This is a genomic window from Facklamia miroungae (assembly GCF_012396555.1).
Classification (GTDB): domain Bacteria; phylum Bacillota; class Bacilli; order Lactobacillales; family Aerococcaceae; genus Facklamia; species Facklamia miroungae.
In genome coordinates this window covers 235,635-256,235 of the sequence record NZ_JAAXPS010000001.1, presented here as the reverse complement: position 1 = coordinate 256,235, position 20,601 = coordinate 235,635, and the positions used below count along the sequence as shown (strand labels likewise).

The 20,601-nt window shown below is 31.6% G+C and carries 20 protein-coding genes; 19 read left to right on the top strand and 1 reads right to left on the bottom strand.

From position 1 onward, the window contains the following. Positions 1 to 25: 25 nt before the first annotated feature. The 16 genes from HF969_RS01325 (at position 26) to galU (ending at position 16,918) form a co-directional block, all read left to right on the top strand. Positions 26 to 646 (top strand): sugar transferase, encoded by a 621-nt coding sequence (locus HF969_RS01325; protein WP_090288968.1) that lies wholly within the window; start codon positions 26 to 28, stop codon positions 644 to 646. Continuing rightward, positions 639 to 1,508, top strand: a complete 870-nt coding sequence (locus tag HF969_RS01320; RefSeq protein WP_090288967.1) for an NAD-dependent epimerase/dehydratase family protein — start codon at positions 639 to 641, stop codon at positions 1,506 to 1,508. Before HF969_RS01325 ends, HF969_RS01320 begins: the two co-directional genes overlap by 8 nt. A 2-nt stretch (positions 1,509 to 1,510) precedes the next feature. Then, a complete protein-coding gene (locus HF969_RS01315; RefSeq protein ID WP_090288966.1) occupies positions 1,511 to 2,620 on the top strand; it encodes a glycosyltransferase in 1,110 nt (369 codons plus the stop codon). Between the two features lie 134 nt (positions 2,621 to 2,754). Beyond that, the gene (locus tag HF969_RS01310; protein ID WP_090288965.1) at positions 2,755 to 3,660 is read left to right on the top strand and encodes an ATP-grasp fold amidoligase family protein; all 906 of its coding nucleotides are present in this window, start codon (positions 2,755 to 2,757) and stop codon (positions 3,658 to 3,660) included. Positions 3,661 to 3,685: 25 nt separating this feature from the next. Next, positions 3,686 to 4,273: an LbetaH domain-containing protein gene (locus HF969_RS01305; protein ID WP_168427127.1), complete on the top strand. Its 588-nt coding sequence runs from the start codon at positions 3,686 to 3,688 to the stop codon at positions 4,271 to 4,273. Continuing rightward, positions 4,273 to 5,460, top strand: a complete 1,188-nt coding sequence (locus tag HF969_RS01300) for a glycosyltransferase (RefSeq protein ID WP_090288963.1) — start codon at positions 4,273 to 4,275, stop codon at positions 5,458 to 5,460. Before HF969_RS01305 ends, HF969_RS01300 begins: the two co-directional genes overlap by 1 nt. A gap of 4 nt (positions 5,461 to 5,464) precedes the next feature. Continuing rightward, positions 5,465 to 6,439, top strand: a complete 975-nt coding sequence (locus HF969_RS01295; protein WP_090288962.1) for a GT-D fold domain-containing glycosyltransferase — start codon at positions 5,465 to 5,467, stop codon at positions 6,437 to 6,439. A gap of 103 nt (positions 6,440 to 6,542) precedes the next feature. Then, positions 6,543 to 7,529: a WaaS/CpsH family glycosyltransferase gene (locus HF969_RS01290; RefSeq protein ID WP_090288961.1), complete on the top strand. Its 987-nt coding sequence runs from the start codon at positions 6,543 to 6,545 to the stop codon at positions 7,527 to 7,529. 2 nt (positions 7,530 to 7,531) lie between these two features. Continuing rightward, positions 7,532 to 8,641, top strand: a complete 1,110-nt coding sequence (locus HF969_RS01285; protein WP_090288960.1) for an EpsG family protein — start codon at positions 7,532 to 7,534, stop codon at positions 8,639 to 8,641. A gap of 147 nt (positions 8,642 to 8,788) precedes the next feature. Further along, the gene (gene rfbA / locus HF969_RS01280) at positions 8,789 to 9,673 is read left to right on the top strand and encodes a glucose-1-phosphate thymidylyltransferase RfbA (RefSeq protein WP_090288959.1); all 885 of its coding nucleotides are present in this window, start codon (positions 8,789 to 8,791) and stop codon (positions 9,671 to 9,673) included. Positions 9,674 to 9,686: 13 nt separating this feature from the next. Continuing rightward, on the top strand, positions 9,687 to 11,105 hold the full coding sequence (rfbD, locus tag HF969_RS09800; RefSeq protein WP_090288958.1) for a dTDP-4-dehydrorhamnose reductase: 1,419 nt from the start codon (positions 9,687 to 9,689) through the stop codon (positions 11,103 to 11,105). Beyond that, positions 11,102 to 12,520: an MATE family efflux transporter gene (locus HF969_RS01270; RefSeq protein ID WP_090288957.1), complete on the top strand. Its 1,419-nt coding sequence runs from the start codon at positions 11,102 to 11,104 to the stop codon at positions 12,518 to 12,520. The genes rfbD and HF969_RS01270 overlap by 4 nt, the downstream gene beginning before the upstream one ends. A 12-nt stretch (positions 12,521 to 12,532) precedes the next feature. Beyond that, positions 12,533 to 13,615, top strand: a complete 1,083-nt coding sequence (gene rfbB / locus HF969_RS01265) for a dTDP-glucose 4,6-dehydratase (protein ID WP_090288956.1) — start codon at positions 12,533 to 12,535, stop codon at positions 13,613 to 13,615. Between the two features lie 66 nt (positions 13,616 to 13,681). Continuing rightward, complete coding sequence (locus tag HF969_RS01260) at positions 13,682 to 14,692, top strand: NAD-dependent epimerase (protein WP_090288955.1); 1,011 nt, start codon at positions 13,682 to 13,684, stop codon at positions 14,690 to 14,692. A gap of 99 nt (positions 14,693 to 14,791) precedes the next feature. After that, on the top strand, positions 14,792 to 15,958 hold the full coding sequence (locus HF969_RS01255) for a nucleotide sugar dehydrogenase (RefSeq protein ID WP_090288954.1): 1,167 nt from the start codon (positions 14,792 to 14,794) through the stop codon (positions 15,956 to 15,958). Positions 15,959 to 16,036: 78 nt separating this feature from the next. Beyond that, positions 16,037 to 16,918, top strand: a complete 882-nt coding sequence (galU, locus tag HF969_RS01250) for a UTP--glucose-1-phosphate uridylyltransferase GalU (RefSeq protein ID WP_090288953.1) — start codon at positions 16,037 to 16,039, stop codon at positions 16,916 to 16,918. A gap of 61 nt (positions 16,919 to 16,979) precedes the next feature. Here galU and HF969_RS01245 read toward each other — a convergent pair whose 3' ends face one another. Next, positions 16,980 to 17,906, bottom strand: coding sequence for a LysR family transcriptional regulator (locus HF969_RS01245; RefSeq protein WP_168427126.1), 927 nt, complete (start codon positions 17,904 to 17,906; stop codon positions 16,980 to 16,982). Positions 17,907 to 18,097: 191 nt separating this feature from the next. On the opposite strand from HF969_RS01245, the gene HF969_RS01240 reads away from it, so the two are divergent. The 3 genes from HF969_RS01240 to HF969_RS01230 are packed head-to-tail and all read left to right on the top strand — an operon-like array spanning position 18,098 to position 20,597. Beyond that, on the top strand, positions 18,098 to 18,799 hold the full coding sequence (locus HF969_RS01240; RefSeq protein ID WP_090288951.1) for a DUF5058 family protein: 702 nt from the start codon (positions 18,098 to 18,100) through the stop codon (positions 18,797 to 18,799). A gap of 12 nt (positions 18,800 to 18,811) precedes the next feature. After that, complete coding sequence (locus HF969_RS01235; RefSeq protein ID WP_090288950.1) at positions 18,812 to 19,477, top strand: hypothetical protein; 666 nt, start codon at positions 18,812 to 18,814, stop codon at positions 19,475 to 19,477. Positions 19,478 to 19,490: 13 nt separating this feature from the next. Beyond that, entirely contained in the window at positions 19,491 to 20,597 is a 1,107-nt protein-coding gene (locus tag HF969_RS01230) for a M20/M25/M40 family metallo-hydrolase (protein ID WP_090288949.1), read from the top strand. Positions 20,598 to 20,601 lie beyond the last annotated feature (4 nt).

Genomic DNA, 20,601 nt, shown 5'->3' with positions numbered 1-20,601 from the left:
TATTATCATAATGAGGAGTAGCGACATGTATTTAATCTTTAAAAGAATAATAGGCTTTATTCTATCCTTGATGGCCTTAATTATTTTATCCCCGTTAATTTTAATTTTGATTATCGCGATTAAAATGGATTCGCCTGGGCCTATCCTATTTAAACAAAAACGCGTAGGGATCCATAAGAGTCATTTTAATATTTTGAAATTCAGAACCATGTATATTGATACGCCCAAGGACACACCAACTCATTTATTAGGTAATCCCGATCAATATATTACTAAAGTGGGTAAATTTTTAAGGAAAACGAGTCTGGATGAATTGCCTCAATTAATCAATATACTAAAAGGGGATATGGCAATTATAGGACCACGACCAGCCTTGTGGAATCAGTATGACTTAATTGAAGAACGAGATAAGTATGGGGCAAATGACGTTCCCGTTGGCTTATCTGGCTGGGCTCAAATTAATGGACGGGATGAATTAGAAATTCCATTAAAAGCTAAGTTAGATGGAGAATATGTTAAAAAACAAGGCTTAATTATGGATATTCGTTGTATAATTGGAACAATCATTTCTGTCTTTAAGAGTGATGGAGTAGTTGAGGGTGGGACAGGAAGTTTAGCTGCAAAGGAAGTGAAGGAAATTGACTAAAAAGGTCCTAATAACTGGGAAAGATTCTTATATTGGTACTTCCTTTATAAAATACTGCAAAGAAAATAATTATGATTTGATCATTGATGAAGTTGATACTAGAAACGACAAGTGGAAAGAAGCAGATTTTAGTCAATACGATGTGGTCTTTCATGTGGCAGGGATTGCACATGCCAATGCCAAAAAGAGTCAGAGTGACTTATATTATAAAGTCAACACGGATTTGACCATTGAGATTGCAAACCATGCCAAAAAAAATGGCGTTAAACAATTTATCTTTATGAGCTCAATCATTATATATTCTTCAAGTAAACTAAATAACGGTGAAATAACAAAAGACACCATTCCCTACTCAAAAGATCCATATGGGGATTCAAAAATTAAAGCTGAGAATGGGATTATGCCTTTATCAGATGAAAACTTCAAAGTTGTTATTTTAAGACCACCTATGATATACGGAAAAGGGTCTAAAGGAAATTATCCTAAATTATCAAAAGCAGCCCAAGTATTACCTGTTTTCCCTAACTTTAATAATAAACGTAGTATGCTTCATATAGACAATCTTAGCGAATTTATTAAATTATTAATTGAATTTGAGAAAAAAGGATTGTTTTTTCCGCAAAACGAAAATTATATTAAAACTAGTGATATGGTAAAAATGATAGGTGAAGTTCATGGGAAGAAGATAGTTTTAACAAAAATGTTTAATACTTTCATTTTAATATCCCTTAAAATTGTACTAGTAAAAAAGATATTTGGAAATTTATTCTATGTCAAGTCACTGAGCAACTATGATTGGGCTAATTATCAAGTTAGAAATTTTAGAGAAACAATTGTATTAACTGAACTGGAGTTGAGATAGTTATGAAGGCAGTTATAGTAAATTGCTTTGACACTTATGAGGATAGAGTTGATTTAGTTCATGAGTGTTTCCTAAGAAAGGGATATGAGGTAACTGTTATTCAATCAGATTTCATGCATATTAAAAAAACTTCAAGACAACAATTAAAAAATGATTATATTTTTGTTAAATCTAAGCCATATTTCAAGAATTTATCATTAACAAGGTTATACTCCCACTATAAATATGGTAAGGATTCTTTTAAAGTTATTGAAAAAATACAACCTGATCTCTTATATACGTTTGTACCGCCAAATTCTTTAGCTTTGTTTGCTTCAAAATATAAAAAAAGAAATAGAAAGATGAAACTTATATTAGATATAATTGATTTATGGCCAGAAACTTTACCTATTGAAAAGTTTAAGACTCTTCCACCATTTACTTTTTGGGGTAAAATGAGAGATAATTGCTTCAAATATGCTGACCATGTAATTACAGAATGTGAATTATATCAAACAGTATTGAGTGACGCTTTAAAAAATACTAAAACTCAAACAATATATCTCGCTAAAAAAGAAATTAAATTGGTTAGGAAAGCTCAATTAAGTGAAAAAAAAATAAATTTAGCGTACTTAGGATCAATTAATAATCTTATTGATATTACTAAAATAAAAGAAATTATTGAAGCTATAAAAAATGTCAAACCAGTAACACTTCATATAATTGGGGATGGCGAGAGTAAACAAGAACTAATTAAAGAAGCGAAATTGAGTGGGGCAAATGTTATATATTATGGAAAAATATATGATCCTCAACTCAAACAAGATATATTTGATAAATGCCATTTCGGATTAAATATTATGAAAAGTAGCGTATGTGTTGGACTAACAATGAAATCAATTGACTACTTTCAACATGGACTTCCTATTTTAAATAATATTCCTTCAGATACTTCAAAAATTGTGGAAAATTATGATGTTGGCTTAAATGTAATGGATTTAAATTTAAAGGAATTTGAGAAAAAAATAATCTTTAACAAAGACAATTTAGTTAAAAGAAGGAATGCACTAAATCTATACGAAGAATTATTTTCATCTAAAGCTTTCTTTAAAAAATTAGATAAAATCATTTAAAAAAATGAAAATTAATTAAAATATCGCTTTACTTCGAAATAGAAAATTAAATTAAACATAATTTAAAGATTTAATTTAAAATAGTGTAATAATTTAAAAAGAAAACAATTATTAAAAGATGGAGGTTACTAAAAATGCGTCGGAAATTCTCCTTTTCCTATCTCATTTCAGTATTTTTAATGCATAATACGTTTATTTCTAAATTTTTACCAGACAAACTATATTTGAAATTTATTTTTAAAGGTTATACTGGTTACACATTAGATTTGCGAAACCCAAAAACTTTTAATGAAAAGCTTCAATGGCTAAAATTATATGACAGAAAACCAATTTATAAAAAAATGGTGGATAAGTTTGAGGCAAAGGAGTATGTTGCAGAAATTATTGGTAATGAATATACAATTCCAACACTAGGAGTATGGGATAGCTTTGAGGAAATAAATTTTAATGAATTACCAAATAAATTTGTTCTCAAATGTACTCATGATTCTGGAGGTCTAATAATATGCAAAGATAAATCAAAGTTAGACTTAGAAAATGCGAAAGAAAAAATTATTAAATCGATTAAATGTGATTATTTTTTAAAAGGGAGAGAGTGGCCTTATAAGGATATCAAACCTCGTATTATTGCTGAGAAATATATAGAAAGTGATCGAGACCATGATTTAAAAGACTATAAATTTTTCACGTTCAATGGTAAAGTGAAGGCAATGTTTATAGCAAGTGATAGAGGTAATGCCAATGAAGAAACTAAATTCGATTTTTTTGATTTAAATTTTAATCATTTAAATCTTATAAACGGTCATCCTAATGCATTTGTTGTTCCAAATAAACCTGAACATTTTAATAAGATGATCGAATTAGCAGAAAAAATATCCTTTGGATGTCCACATCTTAGAGTAGATTTTTACGAGGTTGATGGAAAAATTTATTTCGGAGAAATGACCTTTTTTCATTTTAGTGGACTTGTACCTTTTAATCCGATGAATTGGGATGAACTTTTTGGCTCGTGGCTTAATCTACCCATCAAAAAAAAATAGGTGATATTATTTAATGGAGGCAAAAATGAGAAAATCAAACTATGGTTTTACAGAAATATTAAAAAATATATATAACCTGTTTAAAACTAAATTGTTATTTCCAAATGCTAGATTAATTAGATTTCCGATTATAATACGTGGTAAAAAGTATATTAATTTCGGAAACAATTTAACTACAGGATATAATTGTAGAATTGATGTTTTAGGTAAACACTATAGTAAAATATTAACTTTTAATAACAATATAAATATGGGTGATAATGTAAGGATATCATGTTGTGAAAAGATTAATATTGGATCTAATGTATTAATAGGTTCCAGAGTTCTTATAATAGATAATTCTCATGGAACATACGATGGAAATATTCAAGATAATCCATTTACTTCACCTAATAGTAGGAAACTATCAACTAAAGAAATTAATATTAATGATAATGTTTGGATAGGCGAAGGTGTCGTTGTTCAGAAGGGATGTAGCATAGGTAAAGGTAGTATTATTGCTGCAAATAGTGTAGTTACAAGTGATATACCTAGTCAAGTTATAGCAGGTGGAATACCTGCTAAAATTTTAAAAATATTCGATGAAGAGCTTAATGAGTGGAGGCGTGTTTAATGATTGGACTTTTCAGTTTTGATGGGCCAATGTATAAAGATAAAAATGGTGTTTATTGTAGTATTACTCTTACTAATGAAATGTTCAAAAGATATCTTCAAGTAGTCGATAAGTTAATCGTTGTTGTCCGAACATATAATCTTGATAAGACATTCGTCGAAATGAATATGAATCCCCTTTCATTAGATAATTTAGAAGTAATAGAAGTTGAAAACTTCAACACAATCCGAGGTTTTTTACTTGATAAGTACAGTTTTGAAAAAAATATAATAAATGTTATGAGAGAAGTTGACTTAATATTTGCTAGAATGCCTAGTACAACTTCCAATTCTGTATTAAAAACTGCAAGAAAGTTAAATATTCCCTATTTAGTAGAAGTTGGAGGATGTGCATGGGATTCATATTGGAATCATGGATTATTAGGTAAAATTGCTGCTCCATTAATGTACTGGAATGAAAAAAAATATGTCAAAAATGCTAATTTCGCTACTTATGTTACTGAATTTTTTTTGCAACGCCGTTATCCAAATAATGGAATTTCTTCCGTTTGCTCAAATGTATATTTAAATGAAACTGACGAAAATGTAATCAATGAGAGGATAGAGAAAATCCAAGCTATGAATACTCGAACAATTGTTCTTGGTCAAGCTGTAAATTCTATAGATGTTAAATATAAGGGAGAGCATTTAGTAATTCGAGCAATAAAAAAGCTTAAATCTAATGGAATTAATGCAGAATTTCAAGTTGTCGGACCGGGAACTGGAGAATTTTTAAAAGAAGAGGCAAAGAAATACGGAGTCTTAGAACAATTAAATTTAGTTGGAACATTAACCAAAGATGAAATCTTTGAATGGTATAAAATGCTAGACATATATATTCAGCCTAGTAAACAAGAAGGTCTACCTCGTTCGATGATCGAAGCGATGAGTACTGGCTGTCCTTCACTTGGATCTAATATCGCAGGAATACCAGAGCTCTTATCAAGTAAACGTTTATTTAACCCAAATGATATTGATCAAATTGTAAATTCTATAAGTGACCTATTAAAAATAGATGAGATGATACTAGAAGCAAAAAAAAACTTTAAAGTAGCAAAGAAATATAGGTTAGAAGATATTGAAAATAGAAGAAAAATAATATTTCAAAGTTACAAAAAATATGTAGAAAATATAGAAATGGATAGGTAGTAAAATGTCAGTCATTAACATTAAGACAAAACTTCAAAAATCTAAAATCGGTAAGATTATTATTAAAATATATCACTATGGATATGCAGTTCCCGTTTCAAAATTTTACCTCTTAAGATATTTTCTTTTAAAGAATAATAAAATTTTTAGAGAATTGAAAAAAAATAAATTCTATTCTGATGATGATGTCTTCATGGCTTTAGGAGAGCTTAATAAATCACTTTGTAGATTTGGTGATGGAGAAATTACTTGGATTTGCCAAAACTCTAAAGGTTATTTTGGTCAAGAAAATTCAGAACTTTTAAGTAAGAGACTTAAAGAAATCATTACTTCTTCGCATAAAGATGTTCTAATAGGTATTCCAAATTTTTTTGATGAAATGAAGGGTTATTCAAAAGTCCGACAAAATGCGAGAAACGTTCATCTTTCGAAATATGCAAAAAAATGGATGGAACTAACATCAAGAGAGAATACTAAGTATGCTGATTCCTTAATTACACGGGTATATTTTGGACGAAAGAATGTTAATCACGAAAAAATGTTTTCGAAATGGAAAAAAATTTGGGAATCTAGAGAAGTTATAATTATTGAGGGAAGTGCAACATTATTCGGAGTAGGGAATGATTTACTGGAAAAGGCTTCGAGTGTTCAAAGAATTATAGCTCCTGCAGAAAACGCTTTTAGTGAGTATGAAAATATTTTAAAAGCAGCCAGAAAGTTTCCTAAAAATACATTATTTTTAATTGCATTGGGACCCACTGCAACAGTATTAGCTTATGATTTGGCATTGCTAGGATTTCAGGCAATTGATATAGGACATTTAGATGTTGAGTATGAGTGGTTTAGAAGTGGAAAAGAATTAAATAAACAAATTCCAGTAAAAGGAAAATATGTGAATGAAGCAGGCGGAATGCCTAATGATACTTTAGATAGTAAAACTATGTCCAAATATTTTAATGAAATTATTGCTATTATCTGAAACTCAATAAAAACTAAACTTAAGTTCTTAGATAAATAATTTAAATCTATTTTTATTTAAATTATAATGTTATGTATTTTAAGGTTAAGAATAGGAGTAGAATATGTACAATTTTGTTATCTATACAGATGGGTTCAATGATCTAGAAGATATGTTATTTAAAGAAGTTAGTTCTTTAGAAAACGTATTTATAATTAGTAAAAATAAAATATTTAAGAATAGTATCTCACAAAATATTTTCAAATTTTATTTTTCTTTTAGAGTTAATAATATTATTAATTTACCATTTAAGGAGATATGGTTTTCAAAGTTAGATCATAATTTTTCTAATAATAATCCTACAATTTATCTTTTTCTAACAAGTTGGTATTACCCAAAATTTTTTAGATATTTACGAAAAAAACATCCGACATGTAAATTAGCTTTTTATTTTGGAGACACAGTGATTTCAAAGAAAAGGGTAATTAAAAATTTGGATATTTCTTATTTACAAGAAACTATGGATTATATTGGTTCGTATAATCCTGATGATGTTCTTGAATATAATATGTCATACTTACCAATGTGCTACTCCAAAATTACAAATAAAGATGATATTCCCACAAAAGAGAAAAAAGATATAATATTTATCGGAGCATCAAGAAGAAGAATGCATTTGATAATGAGATGTTACGAACAAGTAAAAAAAGAAGAATTAAATTATCTTTTTTATGTAGTAACTCAGGAGAATTTAGAATTAGAAAATGAAGACAAAAATTTTATTTTAACGAAAAAACCTATGGAATATAAAGATTATTTAGGGTATGTAACGAACTGCAAATGTATTGTTGAAATTATTGATTCAGAAACAAATGGAGGTACGTTAAGATTTTGGGATGCTATAATGTATAATAAAAAAATAGTAACAAATAATAAAAACGTTCTATCTTCAAAGTTTTTTGATGAAGATCATATTAAGTATACAAATGACTTTTTAGATTTAAATTTTAAAAAAATAATTGATGATCAGATTGTTAATTATAATTATAAAGGTGAAAATTCTCCCGAAACATTTCTTGCAAAAATTTCCAACTCTATAAATGGAGGTTAATAATGACTTATGTTGTTTATGCTTTATTATTTATATTAAATCTCTTATTCGGTATAAAAAGATTTTTTCTTCCAAATAATTTCTTTCGAGCCCGAAGAAGTATATTTTTAATGATTTTGTCATATATAGGTTGCTTTCTTTTAATAGCAGGTTATCGTAATTTCAGTGGTCTTTCATCAGATCTGGTAAATAACGAACATGAATATATGAATTTAATTACGTATGATACTTCTATTTATGAACCTGGTTATGTTCTTCTCATGAAGGCTGGTTCGATCTTCTCATTAGACTTTTATAGTTGGCGAAATTTAATAATTGGTATCGCTTTACTTATGATTTTCATTCCAATTTTTAAATTTTCTAAAAATCCTCATTTTGTATTATCTTTTTTTTCTAGTTATTTAATAATAGTTTCTGCTGAACAATTTCGTAATTTCATTGGTTTTTGCGTATTAACATATGGACTCATCTATTACTTATATTCAGATCAAAAATACAAAAGAACAAAATTTATAGTAATTACGATTATCGCTGGAACGATTCATAGCCTTTTTTATATTTATTTAGTCCTAGTATTAATTGATAAAACTTTTAGTTTAAAAACAATACATCGAATTATTTTCTTAGTTCTTGTATTTTGTGTGTTTATATTCATTAATAATAATTCTATTCCTGGACTTAATATTCTTTTAAACATATTGGGAGATTCTCGTGCTACTATCTATCTAAGTCAACATACAAGATTTGGATTTGCTTTTCCAATGCTATTTCATCTTATTAATACATTGCTTTCATATCTTGCATTTAAAAAAAGCAAAGATAAAAGTAACCATGTCAATATTTACAAGGCAAATTTGATAACTATGATTTTCTTCCCTTTATATATGTTACAAACGACTTTTTCTCGTATATCTAGAAACTTATTGATCATTAATTATATGACTCAAGGTGATTATATTGTTGAAGGAAGACCGTCAGCTAATAAATTAGGATACGTTTTAATTAGCTTAATAGGACTTTTTATTTGGTTTTATTTTAGTTTATTCTATCTTACAAATCCTGAAGCTGTTTTTAAACCATTCTTTGAAGATAATATATTTTTATCAATATAATTAGAAACAAATAAATTAAAAGTAATATTTTTAAATCGGAAATATACGACACATAATAAAAATTTTTAAAACTTTTTCTTTTTTTAAAGTTCATCAAATATTATTTTCATAAATAAATTATAAAAAATTAATATAGGAGGATCTAAAATGAAAGGTATAATTCTAGCAGGGGGATCTGGTACACGGTTATATCCCTTAACTTTAGCAACATCAAAACAATTGTTACCTATATATGATAAACCAATGATTTACTACCCGCTTTCTGTACTTATGTTAGCGGGAATTAAAGATATTCTTATAATATCTACCCCATATGACTTACCAAATTTTAAAAAACTTCTCGGTGATGGGAGTGAATATGGGATTAAATTAAGCTATGCTGAACAAAGATCTCCCGATGGATTAGCCCAGGCGTTTATTATTGGAGAAAAATTTATTGGTGAAGAAAATGTAGCAATGATCCTTGGTGATAATATTTATTATGGCAACGGAATCACCCCAATTCTCCAACAGGCAGCTCAAGATGCTGATCTTGGTAATGCCACAATATTTGGATATTACGTCAATGATCCGGAGAGATTTGGTATTGTAGAATTTGATGAAAATGGAAAAGTTATATCAGTAGAAGAAAAACCGGATAAACCGAAGTCAAATTACTGCATCACTGGACTTTATTTTTATGATAATAGAGTGGTTGAATTTGCTAAAAAAGTTAAACCTTCTTCGAGAGGAGAACTTGAGATAACTGACCTTAATAGAATGTATTTAGAAGATGATTCGCTTAAAGTAAAATTACTCGGTCGAGGCTTTGCTTGGATTGATGCAGGTACTATGGATAGTCTTATTGAAGCAGGTAATTTCGTTAAGATAATAGAAGAGAGACAAAGTATTAAAATATCTGCTCTCGAAGAAATAGCTTATCATAATAAATGGATCGATAAAAATAGTCTTTTAAAATCAGCTGAAAGGTATGGGAAATCCCCATATGGACAACATTTGATGCAGGTAGCCGAAGGGAAAATTATGTATTAAGAGAGGAAAGATTATGAATATTATAAAAACAGATATTGATGGTGTTCTTATATTAGAACCTCAAATTTTTGGGGACCATCGTGGGTGGTTCGCAGAAACATATTCAAAAAATGAATTTCTTAAACTTGGAATAGATATTGATTTTGTGCAAGATAATCATTCTATGTCAGCAAATAAAGGTACAATAAGAGGACTGCATTTTCAAGTAAATCCTAAAGCTCAAACAAAGCTGGTTAGGTGTACAAAAGGAGAAATATTGGATGTAGCAGTGGATTTAAGAAAAGGTTCATCTACTTACAAACAGTGGATAGGTGTAAGATTGTCTGAAGAAAATAAAAAGCAACTTTTGGTTCCTAAAGGATTTGCCCATGGTTTTCTAACTTTATCTGATCATGCCGAGGTACAATATAAAGTGGATGAATATTATGCACCTGAGTATGATAGGAGTATTCGATTTGATGATCCTGATATATCGATAAATTGGGGAATAAAAGAGCCAATACTTTCGAAAAAAGATTTGAAAGCCCCATTACTTAAAGATAGTGATGCGAATTTCTCTATAAAATTTTTAGTTACAGGTGCTACCGGACAACTTGGTCATGACGTCATATCAATATTAAAAGAAAGAAATTTTAATGTTATTGCTCCAACATTAGAAGAATTTGATCTCACGGAAAGAAATTTAGTTAAAGAGTATATTAAGAAAGAGAAACCAGATGTAATTGTTCATTGTGCTGCATATACATCGGTTGATAATGCAGAAGATAAGAAAGATTTATGTTATTCAGTAAATGTAGATGGTACTAGATTCTTGGCAGAAGCGGCTAGAAATATTAATGCTAAAGTAGTATACATAAGTACAGATTATGTTTTCGATGGATCTGGAGAGAAACCTCATTCCGAAGACGAAAAGACAAACCCTATAAATTATTATGGTTATACTAAAGAACAAGGTGAAAAAATTGTTAAAGAAATGCTTGAGAAATATTTCATAGTTAGAACCTCTTGGTTGTATGGTATTAACGGGAATAATTTTGTAACTACTATGCTAAGAATGGCTAAGACAAAAAGTGAAATTGATGTAGTTCATGATCAAATTGGTTCGCCAACTTATACTAAAGATTTGGCTAATTTTATTGTCGACTTAGTTCAAACAAATAACTATGGTACATATCATGGAGTAAATGAAGGCAACTGCAGCTGGTATGAATTTGCTCAATCAATCTATAAAAATTATGGATTTGATATAGTTGTTAATGGAATTTCTACTGAAGATTATGCAACTAAGGCAAAAAGGCCGCTCAATTCAAGACTTTCAAAAGAAAATACAGATAAAGCTAGAATTAAGAGATTACCTCATTGGGAAGATGGTTTAAAAAGATTTCTTAGTGAATTTAAAGAAGATCAAATATTTAAAGAGGTAAAACATTGAACGTAAAATCATTGAAATTCATTAAAAATATGTCATATACATTTTCTTCTAATTTCATTACATTATTAATTTCAACGATAGTAGTTTTAATTATTCCTAAAATAGTTGGTATAGAAGATTATGGATTTTGGCAATTATATATCTTTTATTCATCGTACGTTGGTTTCTTACACTTTGGATGGAATGACGGAATATATCTGAGATATGGAGGAGAAGTTTATAATGAATTAGATAAAAGATTGTTTTTTTCCCAATTTATAATGTTATTTATTAGTCAGTTTTTTTTCGGAATAATAATATGGTTAACTAGTTCATTCTTAATTTCAGATTTAGATCGTAAATTTATATTAAAGATGGTTTCATTATCAATGATTATTGTAAACACAAGAATAATGCTTATATATATATTACAAGCAACTAGTAGAATAAAAGAATATGCTAAAGTAACAATGTTTGATAGAGTTATCTATATAATATTGGTCATACTGTTTATTATAATTGGAATTAAAGACTATAAATTACTGATTATTGCTGATTTAATTGGAAAATTTATGTCTTTACTATACTCCATGTATTTTTGCAAAGAAATAGTATTTAATAGAATTAACAACTTCTATTTTAGTTTCAAAGAGACATTTATAAATATAAGTGTTGGAATAAAATTATTATTTGCAAACATAGCTAGTATGTTAATTATTGGAATTGTTCGATTTGGAATTGAGCAAACCTGGGATGTATCTACATTTGGAAAAATATCTCTAACTTTAAGCATCTCTAATATGATGATGATATTTATTAATGCTATTGGTATTATAATGTTCCCAATGCTTCGTAGAACAAATAAAGAAAAATTATCAAACATTTATACCACTTTCAGAGATATTTTAATGGTATTCCTTTTAGGAATTTTAATATTATATTATCCATTAAAGACTGCTATGGTAGCTTGGCTCCCCCAATATTCAGAGAGCCTGCTATATATGGCTATAATATTCCCAACTTTTATTTATGAAGGAAAAATGGCCTTACTTATTAGTACATATTTGAAGACATTAAGGCTAGAAAATATTATTTTAAAAATAAATTTAGTATCAATGATTATCAGCTTAATTACAACATATATCTGTACCGAAATATTATATAACTTAAATTTATCTATACTAAATATTGTGATTCTTATAATTATACGTTCTATTTTGGCAGAAATATTTTTATCAAGATCTTTAAAGATTAATGTAAAAAAAGATATAATTCTTGAGATAAGTTTGACATTCATATTCATTCTTACAGGATGGTATATTAATTCATGGATGTCTATATTGTTCTATGGTTTTTTCTATATTTTATATTTATTCATCAAAAGAAATGAACTTCTTAACAGTTTTCAAAGTTTTAAAAATTTATTAAAAGATTAGGAGATATGAGTAGTGAAAACTATTTTAATAACAGGTGGCGCTGGATTTATTGGAAGTAACTTCGTCAAATTAATGTTAAAAAAATATCCAGAATATAAAATTATAAATATCGACGCTCTTACATATTCAGGAAACTTAGAAAATTTGAGTGATATTAGTGATAAAGCTAATTATAATTTTTTTAAAGTTGATATTCGAGAGCGAGAAAAAGTTGAAGAAATATTTAGAGATAATGAAATAACTACTGTTGTAAATTTTGCTGCAGAGTCTCATGTTGACAGAAGTATTGAAAATCCGGGAATTTTTTTAACAACGAATGTAATTGGAACCCAAGTGCTTTTAGATACTGCAAAAAAACATTGGAAATTAAATCCGAAAGATAAATATTGTAATGAGTACAAACCAAATGTAAAATTTATTCAGGTTTCAACTGATGAAGTATATGGCACTCTAGGAAAAACTGGCATGTTTGTTGAAAATATGCCGCTAATGCCCAATAGTCCCTATTCAGCATCCAAGGCAAGTGCAGATTTGATTGTTCGAGCTTATCATAAAACATTTGGTATGCCAGTTAATATAACGAGATGTAGCAATAACTATGGACCCTATCAGTTTCCAGAGAAGCTAATTCCGTTGATGATAAATAACTGTATAAATGAAAAGGAGCTTCCAATATATGGTGATGGAATGCAGGTGAGAGACTGGCTTCATGTAACTGATCACTGTTTGGCAATAGATACTGTCCTTCATAATGGTATAGATGGAGAAATCTATAATATAGGCGGAAATAATGAAAAGACTAATATTGATATTGTAAAATTGATTATTAATACTCTTGGTAAGTCAGAAAATTTAATTAAATATGTAAAAGATAGGCCCGGACACGACAAAAGATATGCAATCGATAATACTAAAATTACAACAGAACTTGGCTGGAAACCTATCTATACATTTGATCTAGGAATTAGGGAGACGATCCAATGGTATGTAGAAAATTATAAATGGATCGAAAACATCCTTACAGGTGATTATATTAATTATTATGACAGGATGTATTCAAGTATAGGTGAGGTTGCATCATCGCGCAAACTATAGATAAGAAGGCAACCGTTTATTTAAGGTTGTCCTTTTATTTATTAAACATTAAGGAGAGAAATTTGAATGAGAATACTTATAACTGGTGCTGCGGGATTTATTGGCTTTCACCTTTCAAAAGAATTATTAGAGGAGTCTCATGAGATAATTGGTATTGATAATTTAAATGATTATTACGATCCATCTTTAAAGGAATCGAGACTGGATATCTTGAATAAATATAAAAACTTTAAATTTCACAAAGTGGATTTAAAAGATAAAGACGCTGTAGATGAGATTTTTAAAACATACAAACCAACTCATGTCATCAACTTAGCTGCACAAGCAGGGGTTCGTTACTCTATCGAGAATCCGTATGCTTATGTTGATTCAAACTTGATTGGTTTTGTAAATATTCTAGAAGCGTGTAGAAACTATCCAGTAGAGCATTTACTATATGCTTCTTCAAGTTCTGTCTATGGTGGTAATAAAGTAGCACCATTTTCTACTAACCACAATGTAGACCATCCAGTATCGCTCTATGCAGCAACAAAAAAATCCAATGAATTGATGGCTCACACTTATAGTCATCTTTATGGTATTCCTACGACAGGACTTCGTTTCTTTACAGTTTATGGCCCTTATGGTAGACCTGACATGGCTTACTTCTCTTTTACCAAAGATATTTTAGCTGGAAAAGCTATTAAAGTATTCAATCATGGGAAAATGGAAAGAGATTTTACTTACATTGATGATATTGTAGAAGGAATTGTAAAGTTGATTGATAAAGTTCCTACTGCTAATAAAGAATGGGATGAGAGTAAGGATGATTTAAGTACAAGCTTTGCTCCTTATAAAATTTATAATATTGGTAATAATAATCCGGTTCAACTTATGCGTTTCATAAATGCACTTGAATCAGCACTGGGTATTGAAGCAGAAAAAAATTATATGGAAATGCAACCAGGTGATGTACTCAGAACATACGCAGATGTAAGTGATCTTGAAAAAGATATTAACTTTAAACCTTCAACAAGCATCGAAGAGGGACTGACTAAGTTCGTAGAATGGTATAAAGATTATTATGAAGTAAAGTAAATAAGTATTTTACTGTCTAAATAGTTAAATAATAAACAATTTAAAATTTAAGATAACTATTATCAATTCATAGAGATTATAAATTAGGAGGAAGATTCAGTGAAAATCACAGTCGCAGGTACAGGGTATGTTGGTTTATCAATCGCCGTCTTATTAGCTCAGCATCATGAGGTTACAGCTCTAGATATTATTCAAGAGAAGGTCGATTTAATCAATAAACGAATCGCACCGATTGAGGACAAAGAAATTGAAGATTTCTTTGCCCATCAAGAGCTTAATTTGACAGCGACTACCAATGCAGAAGAAGCGCATAAAGAAGCTGAGATGGTGATTATAGCTACACCGACCAACTATGATGATGAGACCCATACCTTTGATACGACGGCTGTTGAAGCAGTCATTGAAGATGTTTTACGGATTAATCCGCAAGCTACGATTGTCATTAAGTCTACCATTCCTGTTGGTTATACTGAGGCTGTTAAAGAAAAGTATGGGGTTGATAATATTATCTTTTCTCCTGAATTTTTAAGAGAAGGGAAGGCCTTATATGATAATTTATACCCTTCCCGTATTGTCGTGGGTGATCATAATGAAGCGGCTAAAAAATTTGCGGACCTTTTAGTAGAAGGTGCCCATAGTGAGGATGTACCCGTACTCTTTACCAATTCAACCGAAGCCGAAGCCATTAAGCTATTCGCTAATACTTACTTAGCTCTTCGTGTTTCTTACTTTAATGAATTAGACACTTATGCTGAAGTGAGAGGTTTGGATGCAGGTCAAATTATTCAAGGGGTTGGGCTAGACCCACGGATTGGAACACATTATAATAACCCTTCCTTTGGTTATGGGGGTTATTGTTTACCCAAAGATACTAAACAATTATTAGCTAATTACGGTGATATTCCGCAGAATATGATGACCGCCGTTGTTGATTCTAACAAAACCCGTAAACAACATATTGCTAACAGTGTGATGAAGAGAAATCCTAAAACAGTGGGTGTTTTCCGTCTCACCATGAAATCTGGCTCAGATAATTTTAGACAATCGGCGATCCAGGATATTATTAAACTTCTAATGGATGAAGGCGTTGAAATCATTATTTATGAACCAACCTTATCAGAAGATACCATCATGAATTGTCCTGTTATTCATGACTTAACGGACTTCAAGCAAAAGTCGGACCTTATTTTAGCCAATCGTATGGAAGATGAATTAAAAGATACGTTAGGAAAAGTCTTTACACGCGATATTTTTAATGAAAACTAGCAATTTTTAGCATAGTAAATCATTTACTATGCTTTTTAGCGTGGAATCGTTTGATCAAAGAGAGGAGCATTTAGAAGAATGACACAAAAAGTTCGCAAAGCAATCATCCCTGCCGCAGGATATGGAACACGTTTTTTACCAGCCACTAAGGCCATGCCGAAAGAGATGTTACCGATTATTGATAAACCAACCATTCAATATATCGTGGAAGAAGCGGTAGCGGCTGGAATAGAGGATATTATTATTATCACTGGTAAATCGAAACGGGCGATTGAGGACCATTTTGACAAGAATACTGAGTTAGAATTAGACCTCATGAATAAGGGTAAAATAGCCATGTTGGAGTCCGTCCAAAAAGCATCGAACTTAGCCAATATTTATTTTATCCGCCAAAAGGAAATGAAAGGTTTAGGTGATGCTATTTATACAGCGCGAACCTTTATTGGCAATGAACCTTTTGCGGTTCTTCTAGGTGATGACATCGTTGTAGCTGAAGAAGGCGACGAGCCAGCGATTAAACAATTAATGGATGAATACCATCTAACCGGTTCATCAGTCATTGGCGTCCAAACTGTTCCACACGACCAGACGCACCGCTATGGGATTATCGACCCACTTGAACAAGAAGGGCGCTTATACAAGGTAAAAACCTTTGTTGAGAAACCCAAACAAGGAACGGCTCCTTCTAATCAAGCTATCATGGGACGTTACGTATTAACGCCTAAAATCTTTGATTTTTTAGCCAAGAAGCAAGTCGGAGCAGGCGGCGAAATTCAATTAACCGATGCTATTCAAATGTTAAACCAGGTCGAACCGGTCTATGCTTATGACTTCAAAGGCATTCGCTATGATGTAGGAGAGAAGATCGGCTTTATCAAGACCACCATTGACTTTGCCCTCCACCGTGAATTTGGTGATGAAATCCGTCAGTATATGCGGGAGAAGTTGGAAGAGGAATAAGATTAATAGATTAAACCCCTAGAGTTGAATTTCACTCTAGGTGTTTTTATTTTCGCCATATTTATCTATTAAACAATTGAATCGTTTCATAGATTTTCTCTTCAACTAGTCTCAGGATGACTGATTTTTCAAGCTTCGCTTTATAGATAATATAATCTAAACATTCTGAATGACTCGGTAAGACGCTTTTTTCAATTAAGTTGTATTTATCCAGAATCGTAGGGTAAGTAGCAGTGGTCCAAGTGTAGCTGCCTTCAATTGTGGCGATAAAGTCAAGCAGTGACCCACGCTCATAAACTTGTATTAATTTCTTTGAGGAATTAATTTTTTTCTGCCATAAATAGGCCTCAGAATAATCATCCAATTCAAAATCACCGTGGATAATTTCTGTATAAGGTTCTAAGTCTTTAAGTTCTAAATGCTCTTTTTTCGCCAGTGGGTGCTGTTGAGCAATCAGAACGACACGAGGAAAAGAAGAAAGCTGCTTCCACTCAATATACCGCGCTTTTAATTGATTTTCAAAATGGTTCTTATTCTCTGTATAAAAACGAATAATACCAATGTCTGCATTGCCACTGTTAACATCCTCGATGACTTGTAAGTTGGTTGTTTCAGAAAATTTGATAGATAAGTTGTCATTTTCTTCTTGCAGGCGATTGATCATTTTGGCGATTGCAAAAGCAATATAAGAAGACCTTCGAGCTGAAATCGAAAGAGAAGGGAAATGACTGTGCGTTGATTGGTACTTGTTAGCAATCCCTTCATACAAATCGTTGAGCTTCTCAATATCTTGAATGATTTGCAGTCCTTCTTTGGTTAATTCAACCCCTTTATTGGTCCGTTCAAAAATGGTAAAACCAATCGTTTCTTCAAACTTTTTTAAAATAGAACTTAAATAGGGCTGAGAAACAAATAGATTTTGCGAAGCCCGGCTGATGGAACCAGTTTTGGCAATTTCCAGAATGTATTTAATATGATTAATGTCCATGGTCATGACTCCTAGTAGGTTGATTATAAGTAAATGAGTATAGGCGGTATTGTTATCATGTATTTTTAATTTAAAATGAAGAGTGATAGAATTTAATCAAAGATGTAAGCGCTGTCTTTAAAAGAGAACCGTTCTCACTAAGTTTATCATAGTTGCAGACTATTTAAAAAATTAGATTGGGAGGAATCTGTATGTCAGAACATCTACAATTTGCCAATCATCCTTTGATGTACATCGTCAGTGGGATTGGTATTGCTTTAGTATTGGTTCAAGGGACCTATATACTAAGAAAAGCAATGAAGGCGACTAAAGAATTAAATATGGATCAAAAACGCGTTAAAAAAGGTTTAAGAGTCGCGGCAATGGCGAGTATTGGACCTGCTTTAGGGATTGTTGGAAGTATCTTATCGTTAATTGTTTCATTGGGGGCGCCAGTATCGGCCTTACGTATGTCAATTATTGGGGGTACCAACTACGAAACCATGGCAGCTACATTTGGTGCGCAAGCAGCAGGGGGAGAACTCTCTCCAATGATGGATCCAACTGTGTATGCCAATGCCTTATGGACGCCGGCCTTAGGGGTTATTCCTTGGTTGGTTGTGACCTTCTTCTTTGGCCATCGAATGAACATTATCAATGATTTTATGACCGGTGGTCGCAAAGCTTTACTACCAGCTGTGAGTGTCGGAGCCATGTTAGGGTCTTTTGCCTACTTTGTAATGAATAATGTGGTTAAGATTACCATTAACCCTTCCTATGCTGTTGCTTCATTGTCTGCTTTAGTTATTATGATTATCTGTCAGAAATTTAGTGATAAATACGAATGGCTAAAATCTTGGTCATTAACTATTGCTATGTTCGCTGGTGCCATGTTTGGCATGTTCTTTGTTTAAGGAGGAATCTAAATGGGAGCCTATGAGAAATTTACTAAGAGTATTACCAATTTTGGTCGTTTAACGATGGTGTTAGGTGTGATTGCTGTCTTACTACCCCCATTAACCATGACCTTTGTCTTTGGGTATAATCCAGGAATAGCAGCCATTATTGCCGGTGCGATTTCCCAAATGTCTGTTTCAGGTGCTTTTTATTTGAGTGAACCCTTAACTTACTTCCCAATTGTAGGAACTTCAGGCCTCTATTTGACCATGCTATCTGGTAATGGTGTCAATATGAAGATTCCAGCCGCAGCCATTTCATCAGAAGCCTCTGGATATAAGCAAGGAACCGATGAAGGGGCTTTGATGGGAACGATCGGTTTAGCCGTTTCAATCTATGTCGCTGTTTTCTTTGTGATCTTTTCGACGATTTTAGGACAGACGGTCATTACAACCTTACCTGCCGACTTAGCCAAGTTCTTTGAATTAATTATTCCAGGTATCTACGGAGCAATTTTTGGTCAATTCATGGTTAAATCTTATAAGACTGGACTTTTTGCCTTATTCATTTCGACCGTTATGATCTACATTGTTCAGTTCATTCCAGGAAATCCATCTTTTGTTATTACTTTGACATCGATCTTTACAACAATTTTATTCGCCCGTAAACAATTAGAAAAAGGTCTTTTAAAATAATAGGAGGTATATTATGATTAGCCAACGTAACTTAGAAGTCTTCGAAGAAATGCTCTTGATTCATTCACCCTCAAAAGAAGAAAAAGAAATGGCGGACTATGTCATTAGTTTTCTTGAAAGGTTAGGAGCTGAAATCTTCCTCGATGAGAGCCAGCATACCTATGGTGGCAATTCGCCAGTTATCTTTGCTAAAATTAAAGGAGACATAGAAGGCGAGGGCGTGTCTTTAAATGCTCATACCGATGTGATTCAACCGAACAAGGACTTAAAAATAGTCAAGAAAGATAATATTTGGTCTTCTGATGGGACGACCACGCTCGGCGGCGATGATAAGGCCGGTTTAGCAGCCATTCTTACGGCTGTAGAATACATTGTTGAAAATAAGATCAGTCATGAAGATATTTATGTGATTGTAACTCCCGGTGAAGAACAAGGGATGTTAGGTGCGCGTAATATAAACTGGCAAAATGTCTATCAACACATTCAACCCGCCAAGAATATGATTGTGGCCGACAATGCCGGTAAAGCCAATAAAGTCGCCTATCAAGCCCCTACTTGCTACCGCTTCTCAATTGAGATTAAAGGGCGCAAGGCTCACGCAGGAATTGAACCTGAAAAGGGCATCAATGCCATCCAAGTAGCTAGCCGAATTATCGCTGAAATGCCTTTACTGCGCATTGATGATGAAACGACCGCAAATGTTTCACAAATCACGTCTGATTTTCCAAATAATGTAGTACCTGATTCATGTATCTTCACAGGTGAGATCCGCTCACATTCACAAGATAAAGTCCAAAATCTCCTGCAAGACTTTGAAACCATCATTAAGAAGTATACGGATGACTATTCAATTGAAACACGTTGTGATTATCCAGCTCTTTCCAGTCAAGATGACCTAAAATTTGTTAAAGAAATTGTCGCAGCCTATGAAACGGTCGGTGTCAAAGCCGAACCGCAAATCATTGGCGGTGGGTCAGATGCCAATTTCTTTGCCGAAGAAGGCTTCAACTCCGCCATCGTAGGTGTTGGTATGGAACAAGTCCATACGACTGAAGAATACCTTGATACTCATGAAATGATCAAAACAACCAAAGCGTTGATTAATTATTTAAGTAAATAGTAAG